This window comes from Rhodoferax sp. RT5P35 (assembly GCF_056521385.1).
Map to the genome: position 1 here is coordinate 287624 of NZ_JBWMAX010000006.1, position 16209 is coordinate 303832.

The window sequence follows — 16209 nt, forward strand, 5'->3', positions numbered from 1 at the left end:
AAAAAAGTACGGCAGTTAATATTCCGTCCGGTTTACTATGTGGAAACACATAGCTTTTTGAGCTGCTTTATCAAAACTGAGCAAGGATTAGCAGTTCGAAACCTTCTCGAATCTAAAACAGTTCCCTAGACTCACCTTCTGCGCTGGGCTGCCCAGTTGTCAGATCCAGTTGCACCTGCGTGGCGGGGTCTTCTGGGCCATGGTCGAACAGCTCCAGCGCCGGCAACCGGATCAGCGCTCTAGCCTGCTCGACGGTCCCGTACAGCCAGGCATCCCATTCTTCCTGCTCAATGGGCACCACCGCCCGCTTGTCCTGCACCGCCAGCGGTTCCTTGGTTTTGGGATCGACCTCAGGACGGTGCATGAGGCGTAGCAGCGGGTGCGCGTCGCAATTCTGGGTCAGCATGGAATAGCTAGGCCAAACCTCGCCAGTGGCTGGGTCTGTCCATTCATTCCAAATCCCGGCCAGCGCCCAGGGCAGGCCGTCGGCCCGTTCGAACTTCCACCAGATGTTCTTGTTGCGATATCCCCAATACGGCTCGATGAAGCTCTGCGCCGGTATCAGACAGCGCTGGCTGTGCGCCCACGGGCCGCGGTAGGTCAAGGCGCTAGTCACGCAGTCATCCCGCGCATTGTTTGTGTTCAGTCGGGTGCCGTCGCGCTTGCGCGGCTCATGTGTTTTTGAGTCCGGCGGAATCATTCCCCACTGTCCTACTTCCAGGGTACCGCCAGGCTTGATGTACGGCCCCAACCGCAATGGCGCAAGTACCGGCTCCCACCACCGCGGTGGATTGCGCGCGCCGATGTGCCAGGTCCGTTCGATGTCTAACTCCGTTGGCGCGGTGTATCTGTTGCACATCGAGACATCGTAGCGCCATTTTCTGCCTCTGCCTGCAGGTATTTTATGTGAATGGCTTCTTGTGTCTGCCTGGATTTCTCCCCTGGGCGATGACATCCCCGGCGCATAGGACCGCAGCTGGATGCTTCACCGTTTCTCCGATACGGTCGTGCCGTGGCGCTGGTTTTACAGCAAGCAAGGCGGTGCCGTCTGACGCACGGAAGCCGTGTCTTCAGCATAGCCATGGCAGAAACAAGCCGGAGCCTTACCGAATAGACGCCCCCGGCAACCATTCCATGCCCGTGCGTTGCTCCAACTCGCCATAGCTGATGGGCGGCCCTGGACGGGCCTCCGCCGCGTTTTGTTTCCAATGGGCCCAGGCCCTCTGTGTCGTGGCGTCGTAGACCAATTTGAACAAATGCGTGGGCACGCGCACCTGGTTGGCACCTATCACTGGACTTCCCGGGGCGAACACCGGGCCAGTGATGACATACACATCCCCCTGGGCTCGCAGGACATAGGCACGCGTGTCTGCTTCAATTTTGGCCCAGGCACCGGCATTCTGTTGCGGGTTCTGCGGCACCATGTTGGCCAGGCTGAACGACTGTGCCATGGCCGTCGCATTCGGCATATCGGCGGCTGGCGCCATATGCCCTCGGGAATAGCCAGACCCCTTGTAATCGCTGAGTTCGGCGCGTTCGCCTTGGGGCAGCCGCGCATCCGCAAAAAACCTGTCGCTGCGCTTTTGGACATGGGCCTGCAGCAGGAGTTGCCGATTCAAACGTTCTGCCACGAAAGCCGGCGTTCGTGTGCTGCCGTTGTGCAGCACGGCGAAACTCTCGTAGCAGAGCTCACGTTGCTGGGGGATGTCCGGAGCCAGGGGCGAGATCCCATGGGCAAAAAACTGCGGACAGGCGGTGAAACGTGGTGAGGCGGTGTCAGGGTTGTGCGCGGCGGGTGGCCCCGAGACGGTGGGCTGCAATCCGCAACTGGTGGTCTGCAACGCCACCACCGTGGCAGCGATCAACGCAACACCAAATCGACGCACTATTGCGGATGGTAGATTCTGGCGCAGGCTGCGCGATTTACGAGGTTTCTTCTTATTCATGCGGCGCTGAGTTTAGGTGGGCATTTTGTGCAAGGGTTTTTAACTGCGGCTTTGCTACTTGAAGTTTCGACTCGAGGTGGTCAGACTGCCCAGCATGGGTGTCAGGTCCACCAGCTTCCGGGCAATCAGGTTCATAACGTCGCCCTCCCGCTGCCATTTCCCATACACGGCCAGCAGCCGTGAATTCAACAGGTCCTTGCGCTGTGTCTCCCGGACGCTCTTCCAGCAGATAACCTGCACGACACCGGTTTCGTCTTCCAGGCTGATGAATACTGTGCCTTTGGCCGTCTCCGGTTGCTGCCGCAGCGTCACGATGCCGCAGTACCGGACCATCCGACCGTCCGGCACCTCCAGCAGGTCGGAAGCCCGCAGCAACCGCTTTTTTGCCAGCTGCGGTCGCAGGAGCGCCAGCGGATGGCTGCGCAGCGTCAAACCCAGGGACGCATAGTCCCAGACCACTTCCTCACCCTCCACGGCCGGAGGCAGCTCCAGCTGGTCTTCTTCCACCGGCGCATCCCGCAATAGCAGGGGCGTAGCGCGCAGCGCCGAGGCATCCCAAACCTGCTGCCGTCGATGGCCGGAAAGACTCATCAGCGCATCGGCCGCGGCCAGCAGCTTCATCTCATGGTGCTCCAGGTGGGCGCGGCGCGCCAGGTCCTCGGCACTGTCAAACAGCGCTGTGGCACGGGCCTGGACAATGCGATGGGCAGAGGCCCCTTTCAGCTTGTCGATGAGCCGCAGTCCCAGCCGCACCGCGGGCGGGTGCGGCAGCCCTTCCAGCGTGCAATCGACATCGCTGTGCATCACGTCCGGCGGTCGCACCTCTACCCCATGGCGTTGGGCATCCTGGACCAGCTGCGATGGACTGTAGAAACCCAGGGGCTGGCTGTTCAGCATGGCTGCCAGGAATTCGGCCGGATGGTGGCGCTTTATCCAGCAACTGGCATAGACCAGCAAGGCGAAGGACGCCGCGTGGGATTCGGGGAAACCGTATTCCGAGAAGCCCTTGATTTGCTCGAAGATGTTCTGCGCAAAGGATTCTTCATAGCCTCGCGAAGTCATGCCGTGGACGATTTTGTCGTAATATTTTTCCAACCCACCTTTGCGCTTCCAGGCCGCCATGGCCCGGCGCAACCCATCGGCCTCTCCGGCCGTGAAGCCTGCCGCCAGGATAGATATCTGCATTACCTGTTCCTGGAACACCGGGATGCCCAGGGTGCGGCCCAGGGCCGTCTCCAGGTCGGCACTCGGGTAGGTCACCGGCTCAAAGCCTTGCCGCCGGTTCAGGTAGGGATGGACCATACCGCCCTGGATAGGCCCCGGCCGCACGATGGCCACCTCGATGACCAGGTCGTAGAAACAGCGGGGCCGCAACCTGGGCAGCATGCTCATCTGCGCCCGGCTCTCAATCTGGAACACCCCCACGGTGTCTGCCTTGCAAATCATGTCGTATGTGACCGAGCACTCGGGGGGAATGTCCTGCATCTCGAATACATAGCCCTTGCGGTCGCTGATGAAGGCCAGGGACTTACGTATCGCTGTCAGCATGCCCAGCGCCAGGCAGTCCACCTTGAGCAGCCCCAGGGCATCCAGGTCATCTTTATCCCACTCGATGACCGTGCGGTCGGCCATCGAGGCGTTTTCAATTGGGACCATGCGCGACAACAGCCCTTTGGTCAGCACAAAGCCGCCGGTGTGCTGCGACAGGTGGCGCGGGAAGCCCAGCAATGCCGCAGTCAGTTCCAGCAGTTGCTTGACTGCCAGGTCGTCCAGCTTTAAACCGGCTTCCAACAGCCGTTCCGGCAGCACTTCCTTGCCGTCCCACCAATGGTGGCCTTTGGCAACGGTGTCCATTGTTTCTAAAGAAAAGCCCAATGCCTTGCCCACATCCCGGATGGCCGATTTCGGCCGGTAGGTGATAACCACCCCTGTCAGGCCCGCCCGCTCCCGTCCGTACTTGGCATACAGGTACTGCAGCACCTCTTCCCGGCGTTCGTGCTCGAAATCGATGTCAATGTCCGGTGGCTCGTTGCGTTCTTTCGAGATAAAGCGCTCGAACAGCACGCTCATGCGGGCAGGGTCAACTTCGGTCACCCCCAGGCAGTAGCAGACCACCGAGTTAGCTGCTGACCCGCGACCTTGGCACAGGATATGTTGGCTGCGAGCGAAGCGGACGATGTCGTAGACCGTGAGAAAGTAGTGCTCGTAGTGCAGTTCGGTGATGAGGTCCAGCTCATGCTCAATCTGGTTCTGCACTTTGGCGATGAGTCCGTGCGGCCAGCGCCGCCCGGCGCCTTCATACGTGACACGGCGTAGGTAACTGGCCGGGGTCTCGCCTGCCGGCACAACTTCGTCCGGATACTGGTAACGCAACTCCTCCAGTGAGAAGTCGCAGCGGGCTGCCACCTGCAGCGTTTCCGCCAGCAGGTCGGCCGGATAGGTCTGCACCAGACGCAGTCGGCTGCGCAGGTGCCGCTCGGCATTGGGCTGCAGGGCCAGTCCACATTCGGTCAGAGGCTTACCGATCCGCGTCGCGGTGAGCACGTCCTGCAAGGGTTTTCGGGACCGTACATGCATGTGCACATCGCCCGCGGCGACCAGGGGAATGGCCGTCAGCTCGCTAACCCGGCGCAGCTGGTACAGCCACATTTCATCACCCAGGACTCGCAGCATTTGCAGCGCCAGCCAGCAGCGCCCGGTGAAGGCGGTGAGCAGCCAGCGAGCCACAGTCTCCATCTGCACAACATTTGAATCCCGGTCGGGTGCGGCCAGCACCACGCAGTCGGCCAGGGCCTGCGGGTCGATACCGTCCCGGGTCAGGTGGTAGGTGCCCTTTTCCGATGAGCGCCGCAGCCTGGTTATGAACTCGCACAGATTGCCATAGCCGTTCAGGTTACAGGCCAGCACAATGAAGGTAAACGGTGCGTCTCCGTCCACCTGAAACTGGCTACCCACCAGCAGCGGCAGTTGCTGCTCCTTGGCGGCGACATGGGCGCGGACGATGCCGGACATGGAGCATTCGTCGGTCAGCGCCAGGGCTGTGTAGCCGAGCTTCTTGGCCCGGGCCACCAACTCGCTGGGTTGGCTGGCGCCGCGCAGAAAGGAGAAATTGCTCAGGCACCACAACTCCGCATACGCCGGAATACCCTCGGACCCAGGCCCAGAAGGGGACCCCGGAAGTGAACCAGGAGCAGGCGAAGCGGCGAAAGACGAGGACATGGCCGCGCCTGTTCACGCAAAGACGCCATGCAGAAACCAGGCGGTGGCTTCATCGGCCAGGCGGGTCTGGTAAATCCACAGCACCCCCGCGTGTTCGCTCAATGCCACCCAGTAGTCGCGGACCGTGGTCTGGGCATGGCTGTCGCCTGCTGCGTCAGGGATGCGGTGCCACCAGCCGCCCTCGACCCGGTGCGGGCCGGACAGTAAATACAGGGTCCCCTGGTACAAGGGCCGATTCGCGCGCGCGGCCAGCCGCAAGGGCTCGGGCAGGATGAAAGTGGGTTGCGGCAAGCCTGGACGCCGTGGACTGGGACGTGGCAGCGGGTTCGGTGCTGCCTGCCAGTGCACAGCCCATTCCATACGGTGCTCTTCGACCAGCACCGGGCGCAGCACTTTCGCGGGGCCCAGACGGGCCGCAATACGCTCCAGCACCAGCGCCAACGACTCCCCGTCTTCCTGGCTGTCGGGCAGTAAAGAGGCGGTTTTTTCCTCGAACGCACGGACATCGACGGCCAACAGTTCCAGGTCACCCACCGGAGCGAGCAGTTCTACCTTGGCCAGGTTTTCTGCCAACAGGCGGCTCAGGTGTTCGATACTGCGAGTGGGTTCAGACGTACGTATGGTCAGCTCGCCGCCATCCCCCGCAGTCTTTGCGCGCATGGCGTCATGGCACCAGCGCAGGGTGAAAGCGGATACACCACACCGCCGGGCGGCCAACCAGGCACACAGCTGCAGCAACAGGCGGCGGGCGCCGAACAGGATGGCCGGAGCATGTTCTACCCGGGACATCAACTCCAGCTTCGCGTGGAACGTGTCCGGCAGCGCAACCCAGGGGTAGCCGCTGGGGCGCAGACCGTAGGCTTCGTCCAGTGCAGCCAGCAGCTCCTTATCAAAGCGTCGGCTGATGCCGCCGCGCGGCAAGGCCCGTACCTGGCCCAGGCTGGTGCAGCCCAGGCGTGCCAATGTTGGGGCGTGCGCCGCGACGGCAGTCAGCACCTCCAGCGGCAGCGCATCCAACAATTGCTCCAGTGGTTGGGCGAAACCGTTGCGCACGCCGGCACGGGCCAGGGCCAATGCCGCCAGGCTGGTCGGAGCCCAGCTCAAGAAGTTCACGCCCATACCGTCGCATTCCTCGCGCACCCGGGCCGCCAGCTTCCGTTTGCCGCCGAACAAGCGCGCGCTTCCCTCCACCTCCATCAGCACAGCACCTTGCACCAGGGCTACACGGGGGGTGAATTGCAAACACCATACCGCCAGCCCCTGCAGAGCGTCAGTGCGTAACGGGTCGGGGGACGGCGCGTCGGGGAGCAAGGCTGCCCACAACATGGCTGGCACTTTCACTGGGAAGGAGAGACTGGCTGGGGTGCTGCAGCCGCGGCGTCAGTACCGAGACCAAGCCACCGGGTACCGACGGCAGGCGGACCCGGCCATCGTGCACGGCACCGCGGCGCTTGAAGAGCTGGACGCGGAGTTCCCAGTCCAGACCATAGGTCGCATGCACCCGCAAAGGAGCCGCCGAGGCTTCGTGCTGCGCGGCTTCAGGGCGACACAAGAAGACCAGTCCAGGGCAACTCTGCGCACAGACCTGCAGGCGGCGAATCTGCTCTTGCCGGGCCTGCGGCACCCAGGCGACCAAGGCACCGGCGGAGCCGGATTTGATGAGCTGCTCGGTTACCCAGAGGCGTTCCGCCGGGGTATCGGTCTGAATCCACACCAGTTGGCGCTGGTCCAAGCCTTCGTGCAGCAAACCCGGCAAATGGGGTTGTTTGGGCGGGCCGACCACGACCACCTGGCCGCCCTGGGCCACTACCTGGCGCAATGCCGGACCCAATAGCCGCCATTCCAAGACTGACGGCTGTGGGCTCAGGATTTCCGACAGCGAGTGGCAAGGCCAGCCACCACCGGGGAGCTCTTGGTCGAGCAGCGACCAGCCTGACGCAACTACCGAGGACACGGGGGAACCCAATGCATCGCCGCGCCAGATAGCCGCGGCTACAGCCGGTGGCAGCGCGCCGGCAACCCGGAGCGGGCGGGCGGGATGGATGGGAGATAGGGGGACGATGGGGGCATCGAACCACTCGGGTTGGGCTTGCATAGGGACTTCGAGGACTGGGGATGGCATTTAAACACTGTTTTTTCATACAGTAAACCATGCCCAGGCACTGGTCCAGGTAATACTGGACTTCGAACCGATATCGTTGCCGTGGGGTAGTGTAAACAGCCCGCTACCAGACTCGTCAAGCTGGTGTATGACCAAACCAACAAACGGGCCTGGGCTTATGTGCTGCCCAATACTACGAAGGAGCCCATCATCCGGCCGATGGACTAGGTGGCATTTGTGACGGAGACCGGCTGGAGGGGTTGGAGGTCCATTGATTGCAGCCTAAGCTTTTGCGACGGTCACCGTGCTGAACGCGTCGGAGTCGATGTTGCCCGAAAGGAAGCAGACTGGGTATCGACAATGATGTGTTCAGATTAAACTGCCATACTCGGCAAAAAGCCGCCATTGACTTACCGCCGTCAAACTACTGCTACAAGCCGGTCTGCGGCATTTGTCTTGAGATGACAACGGCCGCGTCAGCGGCAAGCGGACATTGAGCCCGTCGACGACTGACCAGCCGACCTATATGTTGCACCGGTCGTTCAGCGTGGCGCCAATGCCCGCAGCGACCGAGATCATCACCCGCTTTACGTTCATGCCAATCAGGCTAGTCCGCTAGGACATCTGCGTTAAATTTAAATTAAGTTAGACATTCAAATGATTCACTGGCGCCAGATTCCCCATTGGCTCTTTCGTGCGTGGCCTATTTTTGCGCTCTTGCCCTTATTTGTGATTCATTTTTTCGCACTCAGACAATTCGCCGAGTCATTTACCATAGTAAATAAGTTTGCCGGAATGATTCTGCAGCTAACCGGTGGACTACTCATTCTTTTCTCGATTAATGACAATCTTGGCCTATTTCGGCGTCAGTCCTTATTGATTGCAACAATGGATTGGTTCAAGTCTTTTCCAATCGTGCGAAATTCGGCAACCGTTACGCTCAGCGGAGTTTGCGTCTCGGGAACGGCCGGTTCTGCCAGCGCTTCCGTAGGTTCCAAACCGCAGACAGTTGAAGAGAGAATTGCGCATCTGGAGGAAGGTTTTAGCTCTTTGCGGCAAGAAGTTGCCGCAAACGCCACGTTAGCTCAGCAGCAGTTGTCGAAAACAAAGGAAGAACTAGAAGGCCGTATCGACACCACTGCCAATAAGGTATCTGATCTAAGCAAAAAAGTTGAGTATGCGGCGGTAGGCGGCTTCAAATTGCAGGCATTCGGCGTATCACTTGCAATCTATGGCGCGGTGACAAGTGTCTTCGCTTAGGGCCTGAACGAATGTCTGCTAGGTCGTTCGCCCCAAGCACCGCCAGCTCGTGTCGAACTGCCCTTCAAACCTAACAGGCGGGCTCAGTATGCGCCTGTGCTGAAACGGTATTTAGCTTGGTTTTCGGTAAACCCACGGGTCGTCGCGATATGGAGAATCGCCTGTCGTTTTGACCTGAACACCTTGTCATCAACCATAATCGACTGGTCAGCTTGCTTGTATGACGTAACCCCAAGCGGCACTGCTACCGCTTGCTCGACAGTCATGCCCTGTTCGTTTATGCGGTTCTTCAACGTGCTTACCCCGATACCGAATGCCTCAGCGACCGTCTTTAGCGATGGATACGACACTCCACGGACCAATAGCGCCGTGCCGTGAACTCTCTCAACCTTGGTCTTGGTATCGATCCACTCGAAGTTGTCAGGCCCCCAGGGTTCGTCAGACGCCTTACGCACCAGTTCTAAGCCAGATGGCACTGGCGATACATCGGATTTGAACTTGTCGTAGTCTGACACCCATTCGATGGCGATGACACCAGGGTGACGTTTGAGCATGGCAAGCCAGCGTCTGAAAAGGTTTGATCCGGCATCAGGGTGGCGGCTCCGTCTCCGAATCTTGTCTGCCTTTGGCAGCAGCTTTCCTTGCTGAAGCCTGCTCCGAACAACATGTTGTGCGATGCCGAGGCGTTTGCCCAACACGTCTGCCGCTTCCTCGATGGAGCGAAAACTTTCATCTTCGTATTGGACAGGCTTTCCGCGTGGACTCCCCATGCCGCCGGGTTTTGCAGAGTTGAGGCCCATCGCCCCCAAGGCCCCCAATCGATCTACCCAAAAGGCTTCACGGGCGGGAAGTAGGTTCGGGTCGGTAATGCCGTTCTCAAGCACATCAATGTCAAAACCCTCTCGTCCGTCTTCTTGGATTGCAATATGGATCTTGGTAGTAGAGCCCTGTGCCGCTCTGCGTAAGTGAAAAGCCCAGCGCTGCTTCACAGATGTAACGGTGAGGCCCACATACACGGCACTTGTCTTCAGACGAGTAATACGGTAGATCAAGCCCGCACGATGACTGGCGAATGCAGTTGGAATGGCGAGGGCATCGTCCAAGCCCCAACCGGCCTTCAGACGAGACCAGATTAGTGCGCGATCCGTATATCTGCCCACGGTTCGCAGGAGCGCCGCGACGCTATGGAAATGCGCGCCGGCATATTCGGGATACTCCATGCCGTCATATACGATGCCCTTGCGACGGCCACCGCCATAAAAGCTGCACCAGGACGCTGTGGGCATGGACATGGCGTGAACCATGCTGTCGCTGGATAGTTGGCTACTCTTAATAAGAGCGCGGATACGCTGCCAGAAGACGCGATAGTCAATAGACCCATCTATCGAATGAGATGCGTAATAGGCCAGTAAGTCAATCGATTGGCCGTCCACCTCGACGAGGGTGCGGCGCGCACCGAACTTGCGTTTGAATTCGTCGGGTTTTAGCCAGAGGGCTTCATCTATGCTGGCATCAGAAATAGCGTTACCACCCACCAGACGGCTGAATCGTGTGGAGAACGTTGCCAGCGACACTACCGGCGCGCGCCTTGCTGTCCAATAGATGCTAATTGGACCGAAATGCTCAACGCCGTCGTACCTGACCACGTAATGCACCTTTGAGTTGCTTGATCGACGGCCAGTGACCATTGTGTGCCTTTTCCTGCTAATTAGTTTCCATGCCACACCGTGGGCGATCAGAGTTCGTGCGTTTAGCTAATGAGCCATTGAGGGCAGACAGTAAACCGGCCATCGACATCCAACCAGGGAGAGCAGCGGCGAAGACCACACCCAAGCGTGGATGGTCGGGGCGGTGGCGAGATCTACGCTGTTAACCCAGCTCCTGGGCAACGATCGCGTCAGGCAGCCACCAGGGCGACGACTCCATTTCCATCAAAAACGATAGGGGCAACTTTGCGGTTGCCAGCGAGCTTGCGCAGATGCTTGACCAGCGCCACTTCTGCCGCATTTAACCCAAGTGGATTCAACACCTCTTTGATGACCTGCCACAGCACGGGGTCTGACTCGTGAACCAAGGCCGCCATTAGGGCAGCAGGGTCGAGTTCAAGCGCCACTGCAAATGCATGTACCTTACTCAGTGGTATCTTTATCGCGCCCTGCTTGATCAGCGCAAGTATGTTGACGCGCTCGAAACCAACTGCCTCGCACAATGCTGCGTCTGACAACCCCAGTGCGGCCTGCTGAGCCTCGATTTGATTGATGACCGTGGTGGTAGTTAGTGGTTGATGATGTGCCATGAATTTTCCCAGTCAAGCTGGTCTGCGGTGTGCATCCCATACAGAAATTGTAGGTAGGGACACCCGGATATTCAGTGGCAAAGTTAAGTGAAATCAGTGGGAACCATAGATGCAGGGAAGCATCTGCAACGACGATAGAGAAGGCCGCGACCGAACTTTACGGCTGCTACAGGCCGACACAAGCGTCTAGAACTGGGCTGTACACGCGCGATGGAGGACCCGCCTAAAGCGCGAAGACATGGGCAATGCAGTTTGTTCATCCGCGTGTAGCCGACGTTGGGGCAGAAGGCCGTGATTCGGATCGCATAATCCATACAGATAAAGCGAAACCATCACCCAGGAACATAGCGACTGCATGCTCGACGACATTAAAAAAACACTCTGGGCTACCGCCGACAAACTGCGCGCCAACATGGACGCCGCCGAATACAAGCACCTGGTGCTCGGCCTCATCTTCGTCAAATACATCTCTGACACCTTTGCCGCCCACCACGCCAGCCTGGCCCTGCGCCTGGTGGATCCAGACGATGCCTACTTCTACGGCCAGGCCAGTGCCGAAGACGTGGCCGCCGAGCTGGAAGACCGCGACTACTACACCGAGGCCAACATCTTCTGGGTGCCCGAAGCGGCCCGCTGGGAAACCCTGCGAGCCGCCGCCAAGCAGCCCGAAATCGGCAAACACATCGACGACGCACTCACCCTGATCGAGGCCGAGAACCCCCGCCTCAAAGGCATCCTCGACAAGCGCTACGCCCGCGCCCAGCTGCCCGACGGCAAACTCGGCGAGCTGGTCGATCTGGTGTCAACCATCGGCTTCGGTGCCACCCCCGACGTGGCCCGCGACACCCTGGGCCAGGTGTACGAATACTTTTTGGGCATGTTCGCCAGCGCCGAAGGCAAGCGTGGTGGCCAGTTTTACACCCCGGCCAGCATCGTCAAAACCCTGGTCGCCATCCTCAACCCGCACACCGGCAAGGTCTACGACCCCTGCTGCGGCTCGGGCGGCATGTTTGTGCAAAGTGAAAAATTCATAGCAGCTCATGGCGGCAGGATGGGCGACGTGGCCATTTTTGGCCAAGAGTCCAACCCCACCACCTGGCGCCTGGCCGCCATGAACCTGGCCATCCGCGGCATCGACTTCAACCTGGGCAAAGCACCCGACGACAGCTTCACCCGCAACCAGCACCGCGACCTGCGCGCCGACTTCATCCTGGCGAATCCGCCCTTCAACATCAGCGACTGGTGGCATGCCAGCCTCGGCGGCGACCCGCGCTGGGCCTATGGCGAGCCGCCCGCAGGCAACGCCAACTACGCCTGGCTGCAGCACATGCTGTACCACCTCAAGCCCACGGGCCGCGCCGGCATCGTGCTGGCCAACGGCAGCATGAGCAGCAGCCAGAACAGCGAGGGCGAAATCCGCGCCGCCATGGTCGATGCCGACGTGGTGGAAGTCATGGTCGCCTTGCCCGGCCAGCTGTTCTTTAACACCCAAATCCCCGCCTGCCTATGGTTTCTGGTGAAGCAGAAGACACAGCGCAAGGGCGAAGTGCTGTTCGTCGACGCCCGCAAGCTCGCCACCATGATCAGCCGCGTGCAGAGCGAGTTCACCGACGCGGTGATCGACCGCATCGCCGCCACCGTCGCCGCCTGGCGCGGTGAACCCGGTGCCGAGGTGTACGTGGACAAGCCTGGCTATTGCCGCAGCGTGAAGCTGGCCGAAATCGCCCAGCACGGCCATGTGCTCACCCCGGGCCGCTACGTGGGCGCGGAAGAGGTGGAAGACAACGACGCGGACTTCGCGACCAACATGCAGCTGATGACCGACAAGCTGGGCGAGCAGATGGCCAAAGGGGCGGAGCTAGACCAGTTGATCCGCAGGAAGCTGGGGGGGCTGGGGTATGAGTTTTGATTGGACGACTACCACCCTCGGTCAAATTTGTGATGCCCAGGGCGGCGCAATTCAGACCGGCCCTTTTGGCAGCCAACTGCACACGTCGGACTACACCGAAACAGGTATTCCGGTGGTTATGCCAACCAACATTGGTGACGGTGGCATCGTGGAAGATGGCATTGCACGCATTGCCCAAGCCGACGTAGATCGTTTGTCGCAGCACATTCTGCGGTTGGATGACATCGTGTTTAGTCGTCGAGGCGATGTGACCAAAAACGCGTTGATCCGCCCGCATGAAGTAGGGTGGTTTTGCGGCACAGGTTGCCTGAAGGTAAGGTTGGGCAGCGGGGCTGTTGCGGATGCCAAATTCATTTCGCATTGTTTGCGTTTGCCCGAAACCAAGGACTGGCTGATTCGCCATGCCGTGGGGGCAACGATGCCGAACCTGAACACCGGCATTTTGTCGGCGGTTCCTATCTTCTTGCCACCGTTGCATGTTCAGCTTGACATTGCAGCCATGCTGGGAGCCCTCGACGACCGCATCACCCTCCTGCGCGAAACCAATGACACGCTGGAGGGCATCGCCCAGGCGCTGTTCAAGTCGTGGTTTGTAGATTTCGACCCGGTGCGCGCCAAGATGGAAGGCCGCGCCCCCGAAGGAATGGATGAGGCCACGGCGGCTCTGTTTCCCGATGGATTGGAGGATTCGGAGCTGGGGTTGGTGCCGAAGGGGTGGAGTGTCCGCTCCTTGGATGAAATCGCCGAATACCTTAATGGTTTGGCGTTGCAGAAATTTCCTCCCTCAGACGACTCTTGGCTCCCCGTGATCAAAATTGCGCAACTGAGAAAGGGCGACACAGTTGGCGCGGACCGTGCGGGTCGCAACATAAAGCCCGCTTACGTGGTTCAAAACGGAGACGTACTATTTTCGTGGTCCGGCAGTCTTGAGGTGGATATATGGTGTGGTGGCGAAGGCGCTTTGAATCAGCATCTGTTCAAAGTCACTTCCGATACGTATCCGAAATGGTTTTATTTTCTTTGGACGAAATACCACCTGGATCACTTTCGGCAGATAGCAGCAAGCAAGGCGACAACGATGGGGCATATTCAAAGGGTGCATCTCAGTCAGGCAAAAGTCGTCTCTCCACCGGATGATGTTGTTTTGGCGGTTGGCGAGTATTTCGCGCCGTTGCTTGATCGCTGGATTTCTAATGCTTTGCAAGCCCAAACCCTCGCCACCCTCCGCGACACCCTGCTCCCGCGCCTGATCTCCGGCCAGTTGCGGTTGCCGCAAGTAGATGCCTTGATCGAGGAGACAGCCTGATGTTCGAGGTACGTACCCTGGACGATTTGCAGTTGCTGCGCGAGACGGTCGAGCTTGAATGCAAGCTCGCACAGGGGCAGGACGGCCATGGCGAGGTGCCGAAGGATTTCTGGCCGACCTATTCCGCCATGGCAAACGCCCACGGCGGTGTGGTGCTCCTGGGTGTGCGAGAGAAAGACGGCGTGTTCAGCATCGCAGGCTTGAAGAACCCGGCCAAGGTGCGTGGCGACTTGTTCAACAACCTGAACAACCGTGCCAAGGTCAGCTTCAACCTGTTGACCGATGCCGATGTGCAAGAGGTGTCGTTGGATGGCAAGGTGATTCTGGTGGTGTGCATTCCAGCGGCGATGCGCAAGCAAAAGCCGGTGTTTTTGCATGGTCAGCCGTTCGGTAATACCTATCGGCGATTGAATGACGGTGATCGTCATAGTGATGACGAAGCCGTCAAGCGCATGCTGGCCGAGCAAGTTGAAGACGAGCGGGACCGGCGCATTCTGCCGAACTACGGGCTGGGTGACCTGGATACGGAGAGCCTGCGCGTATACCGGCAGATGCTGAAGGACGAAAAGCCGGGCCATCCTTTCCTGGAGCAGGAGGATCTGGAGTTCTTGCGCAGCATTGGCGGTTTTAGACGTGACCGCGAGAGCGGTGTTGAAGGGCTGACCCTGGCGGGTTTGCTTATGTTTGGAGCTTGGGTCTCAATCCAGGAGGCGGTGCCGCATTATTTTGTGGACTACCAGGAACGTCCGGAAGCCCGTACGGAGCGTCGTTGGATCGACCGACTGGTGCCCGACGGCACCTGGTCAGGCAATGTTTTCGATTTTTACCGGCGGGTCTATCGCAAGCTGGTGGCCGATTTGAAGGTGCCCTTTGACCTGCAAGGTGGCCAGCGCAAGGACGATACTCCTGTGCATGAGGCCCTGCGTGAGGCTTTGGTGAACACCCTGGTGCATGCCGACTACACCGGGCGTATCTCGATACTGGTGGTGAAAAGGCCCGATATGTTCGGTTTTCGCAATCCGGGTGGACTGCGCTTACCTCTAGAGCAGGTGATTCAGGGTGGGGAGAGTGATTGCCGCAACCGTTTGATGCACCAGATGTTCTTGATGGTGGGCCTGGGGGAACGTGCGGGCTCGGGTATGCCCAAGATTTACAGTGGCTGGCGGAGTCAGCACTGGCGTCCGCCGGCACTGGTGGAAAAAGACGAACCGGACCAGACCCTTTTGGCGCTGCAAATGATGGATTTGCTGCCGATGTCCATCCTGAAGGATTTGCGGCTCCGGTTTGGGCCCGGTTTTGACTCCTTGCCCGAAACTGCGCGCTTGGTGCTGGCGACGGCGGCTGTCGAGCGGGTGGTGCGGCACAGCCGCTTGCTGGAGCTGTGTGCAGAGCATCCCCATGATTTGAGCCAACTGCTGTCCAAGCTGGTGAAAGATGGCTTTCTGGTGTCCGATGGTCGATCTCGGGGGATGGTTTATTTCCTGCCAGGGGAGAGTTTGCCGACACCTGAGCAGGTTTTTGAGGGGCCTTTGCAGCCGGGCAAGAGCTCCGCACATTTGAATGCGAGCTCCACAGATTTGGTTTTCAGCTCCGCACATTTGGACGCGAGCTCCACAGATTTGCTTTTTAGCTCCGCACAATTACCGGGTGCAGACGCGGCCCGGGATGTCCATGGTTGTTTATTGAGCCCACACCTTGACGCGCCCCTGATCGATTTTCTAGATCGGCTGACGCCTGCCTTGCGCCATGAACTCGAAGTTTTAGCTGAGTCTCCCCGACGCAGTAAGAGATTGCGCTTGGAGGTGATGCAGGAGGTCATACTTTCTCTGTGTCGCAACCGCTTTCTGATGTTGGGAGCACTGGCTGCACTCGTTGCAAGGAACCCTAATGCGTTGCGGCAGCATTACTTGAACGATTTGCTCAAGTCGGGCAGGCTGGAGCTGGCCTTTCCCACGAAGCCAACTCATGAAAAGCAAGCATATCGGGCTGTTCAGGGGGTCACGGGACCAGCGGACCCCAGTACCTAAATCACTGATTGCTACTTTTTGTATAGCTGCTGGTGCAAGTGCAGTAAGCACAAAGAGCTTGTTTTTCTGGAAATTTCCAGGCGGTACGATGCCTTGCAGCGCAACGCACATGTATAGAAAACCGGATTTTCTATACATGTGCGGG

The 16209-nt window shown here is 59.3% G+C and carries 11 protein-coding genes; 4 read left to right on the forward strand and 7 right to left on the reverse strand.

What is annotated here, in order from left to right:
• Positions 1-112 precede the first annotated feature (112 nt).
• The 5 genes from AC097L_RS12030 to imuA all read right to left on the reverse strand — a co-directional run bounded on the left by AC097L_RS12030 (position 113) and on the right by imuA (position 7260).
• The gene (locus AC097L_RS12030; protein ID WP_479586648.1) at positions 113-955 is read right to left on the reverse strand and encodes an SOS response-associated peptidase family protein; all 843 of its coding nucleotides are present in this window, start codon (positions 953-955) and stop codon (positions 113-115) included.
• Positions 956-1103: 148 nt separating this feature from the next.
• Entirely contained in the window at positions 1104-1946 is an 843-nt protein-coding gene (locus AC097L_RS12035) for a DNA/RNA non-specific endonuclease (RefSeq protein WP_479586650.1), read from the reverse strand.
• A 54-nt stretch (positions 1947-2000) separates the two neighbouring features.
• Positions 2001-5165, reverse strand: a complete 3165-nt coding sequence (locus AC097L_RS12040) for an error-prone DNA polymerase (RefSeq protein ID WP_479586654.1) — start codon at positions 5163-5165, stop codon at positions 2001-2003.
• 12 nt (positions 5166-5177) lie between these two features.
• Entirely contained in the window at positions 5178-6491 is a 1314-nt protein-coding gene (locus tag AC097L_RS12045) for a Y-family DNA polymerase (protein ID WP_479586658.1), read from the reverse strand.
• Entirely contained in the window at positions 6436-7260 is an 825-nt protein-coding gene (imuA, locus tag AC097L_RS12050) for a translesion DNA synthesis-associated protein ImuA (RefSeq protein WP_479586661.1), read from the reverse strand. The genes AC097L_RS12045 and imuA overlap by 56 nt, the downstream gene beginning before the upstream one ends.
• A 663-nt stretch (positions 7261-7923) precedes the next feature.
• Between imuA and AC097L_RS12055 the strand changes: the two genes are divergently transcribed.
• Positions 7924-8526: a hypothetical protein gene (locus tag AC097L_RS12055; RefSeq protein WP_479586664.1), complete on the forward strand. Its 603-nt coding sequence runs from the start codon at positions 7924-7926 to the stop codon at positions 8524-8526.
• A gap of 83 nt (positions 8527-8609) precedes the next feature.
• Here AC097L_RS12055 and AC097L_RS12060 read toward each other — a convergent pair whose 3' ends face one another.
• Positions 8610-10214 (reverse strand): GIY-YIG nuclease family protein, encoded by a 1605-nt coding sequence (locus tag AC097L_RS12060; protein WP_479586666.1) that lies wholly within the window; start codon positions 10212-10214, stop codon positions 8610-8612.
• A gap of 209 nt (positions 10215-10423) precedes the next feature.
• A complete protein-coding gene (locus tag AC097L_RS12065; RefSeq protein ID WP_479586667.1) occupies positions 10424-10822 on the reverse strand; it encodes a hypothetical protein in 399 nt (132 codons plus the stop codon).
• A 355-nt stretch (positions 10823-11177) separates the two neighbouring features.
• Here AC097L_RS12065 and AC097L_RS12070 point away from each other — a divergent pair, with 355 nt between their 5' ends.
• From AC097L_RS12070 to AC097L_RS12080, 3 genes are read left to right on the forward strand one after another with little or no spacing between them, the layout of a single operon-like run.
• Positions 11178-12731 carry a class I SAM-dependent DNA methyltransferase gene (locus tag AC097L_RS12070; protein WP_479586668.1) on the forward strand — a complete coding sequence of 518 codons (1554 nt, stop codon included), beginning with the start codon at positions 11178-11180 and terminating at the stop codon, positions 12729-12731.
• Positions 12721-14037, forward strand: coding sequence for a restriction endonuclease subunit S (locus AC097L_RS12075; protein WP_479586669.1), 1317 nt, complete (start codon positions 12721-12723; stop codon positions 14035-14037). Before AC097L_RS12070 ends, AC097L_RS12075 begins: the two co-directional genes overlap by 11 nt.
• Complete coding sequence (locus AC097L_RS12080; protein ID WP_479586670.1) at positions 14037-16064, forward strand: RNA-binding domain-containing protein; 2028 nt, start codon at positions 14037-14039, stop codon at positions 16062-16064. Before AC097L_RS12075 ends, AC097L_RS12080 begins: the two co-directional genes overlap by 1 nt.
• Positions 16065-16209: the final 145 nt, after the last annotated feature.

Coding starts and splice junctions, on each gene's coding strand:
- AC097L_RS12030 (WP_479586648.1), bottom strand. CDS start 955: ATGTCATCGCCCAGGGGAGAAATCCAGGCAGACACAAGAAGCCATTCA.
- AC097L_RS12035 (WP_479586650.1), bottom strand. CDS start 1,946: ATGAATAAGAAGAAACCTCGTAAATCGCGCAGCCTGCGCCAGAATCTA.
- AC097L_RS12040 (WP_479586654.1), bottom strand. CDS start 5,165: ATGTCCTCGTCTTTCGCCGCTTCGCCTGCTCCTGGTTCACTTCCGGGG.
- AC097L_RS12045 (WP_479586658.1), bottom strand. CDS start 6,491: ATGTTGTGGGCAGCCTTGCTCCCCGACGCGCCGTCCCCCGACCCGTTA.
- imuA (WP_479586661.1), bottom strand. CDS start 7,260: ATGCAAGCCCAACCCGAGTGGTTCGATGCCCCCATCGTCCCCCTATCT.
- AC097L_RS12055 (WP_479586664.1), top strand. CDS start 7,924: ATGATTCACTGGCGCCAGATTCCCCATTGGCTCTTTCGTGCGTGGCCT.
- AC097L_RS12060 (WP_479586666.1), bottom strand. CDS start 10,214: ATGGTCACTGGCCGTCGATCAAGCAACTCAAAGGTGCATTACGTGGTC.
- AC097L_RS12065 (WP_479586667.1), bottom strand. CDS start 10,822: ATGGCACATCATCAACCACTAACTACCACCACGGTCATCAATCAAATC.
- AC097L_RS12070 (WP_479586668.1), top strand. CDS start 11,178: ATGCTCGACGACATTAAAAAAACACTCTGGGCTACCGCCGACAAACTG.
- AC097L_RS12075 (WP_479586669.1), top strand. CDS start 12,721: ATGAGTTTTGATTGGACGACTACCACCCTCGGTCAAATTTGTGATGCC.
- AC097L_RS12080 (WP_479586670.1), top strand. CDS start 14,037: ATGTTCGAGGTACGTACCCTGGACGATTTGCAGTTGCTGCGCGAGACG.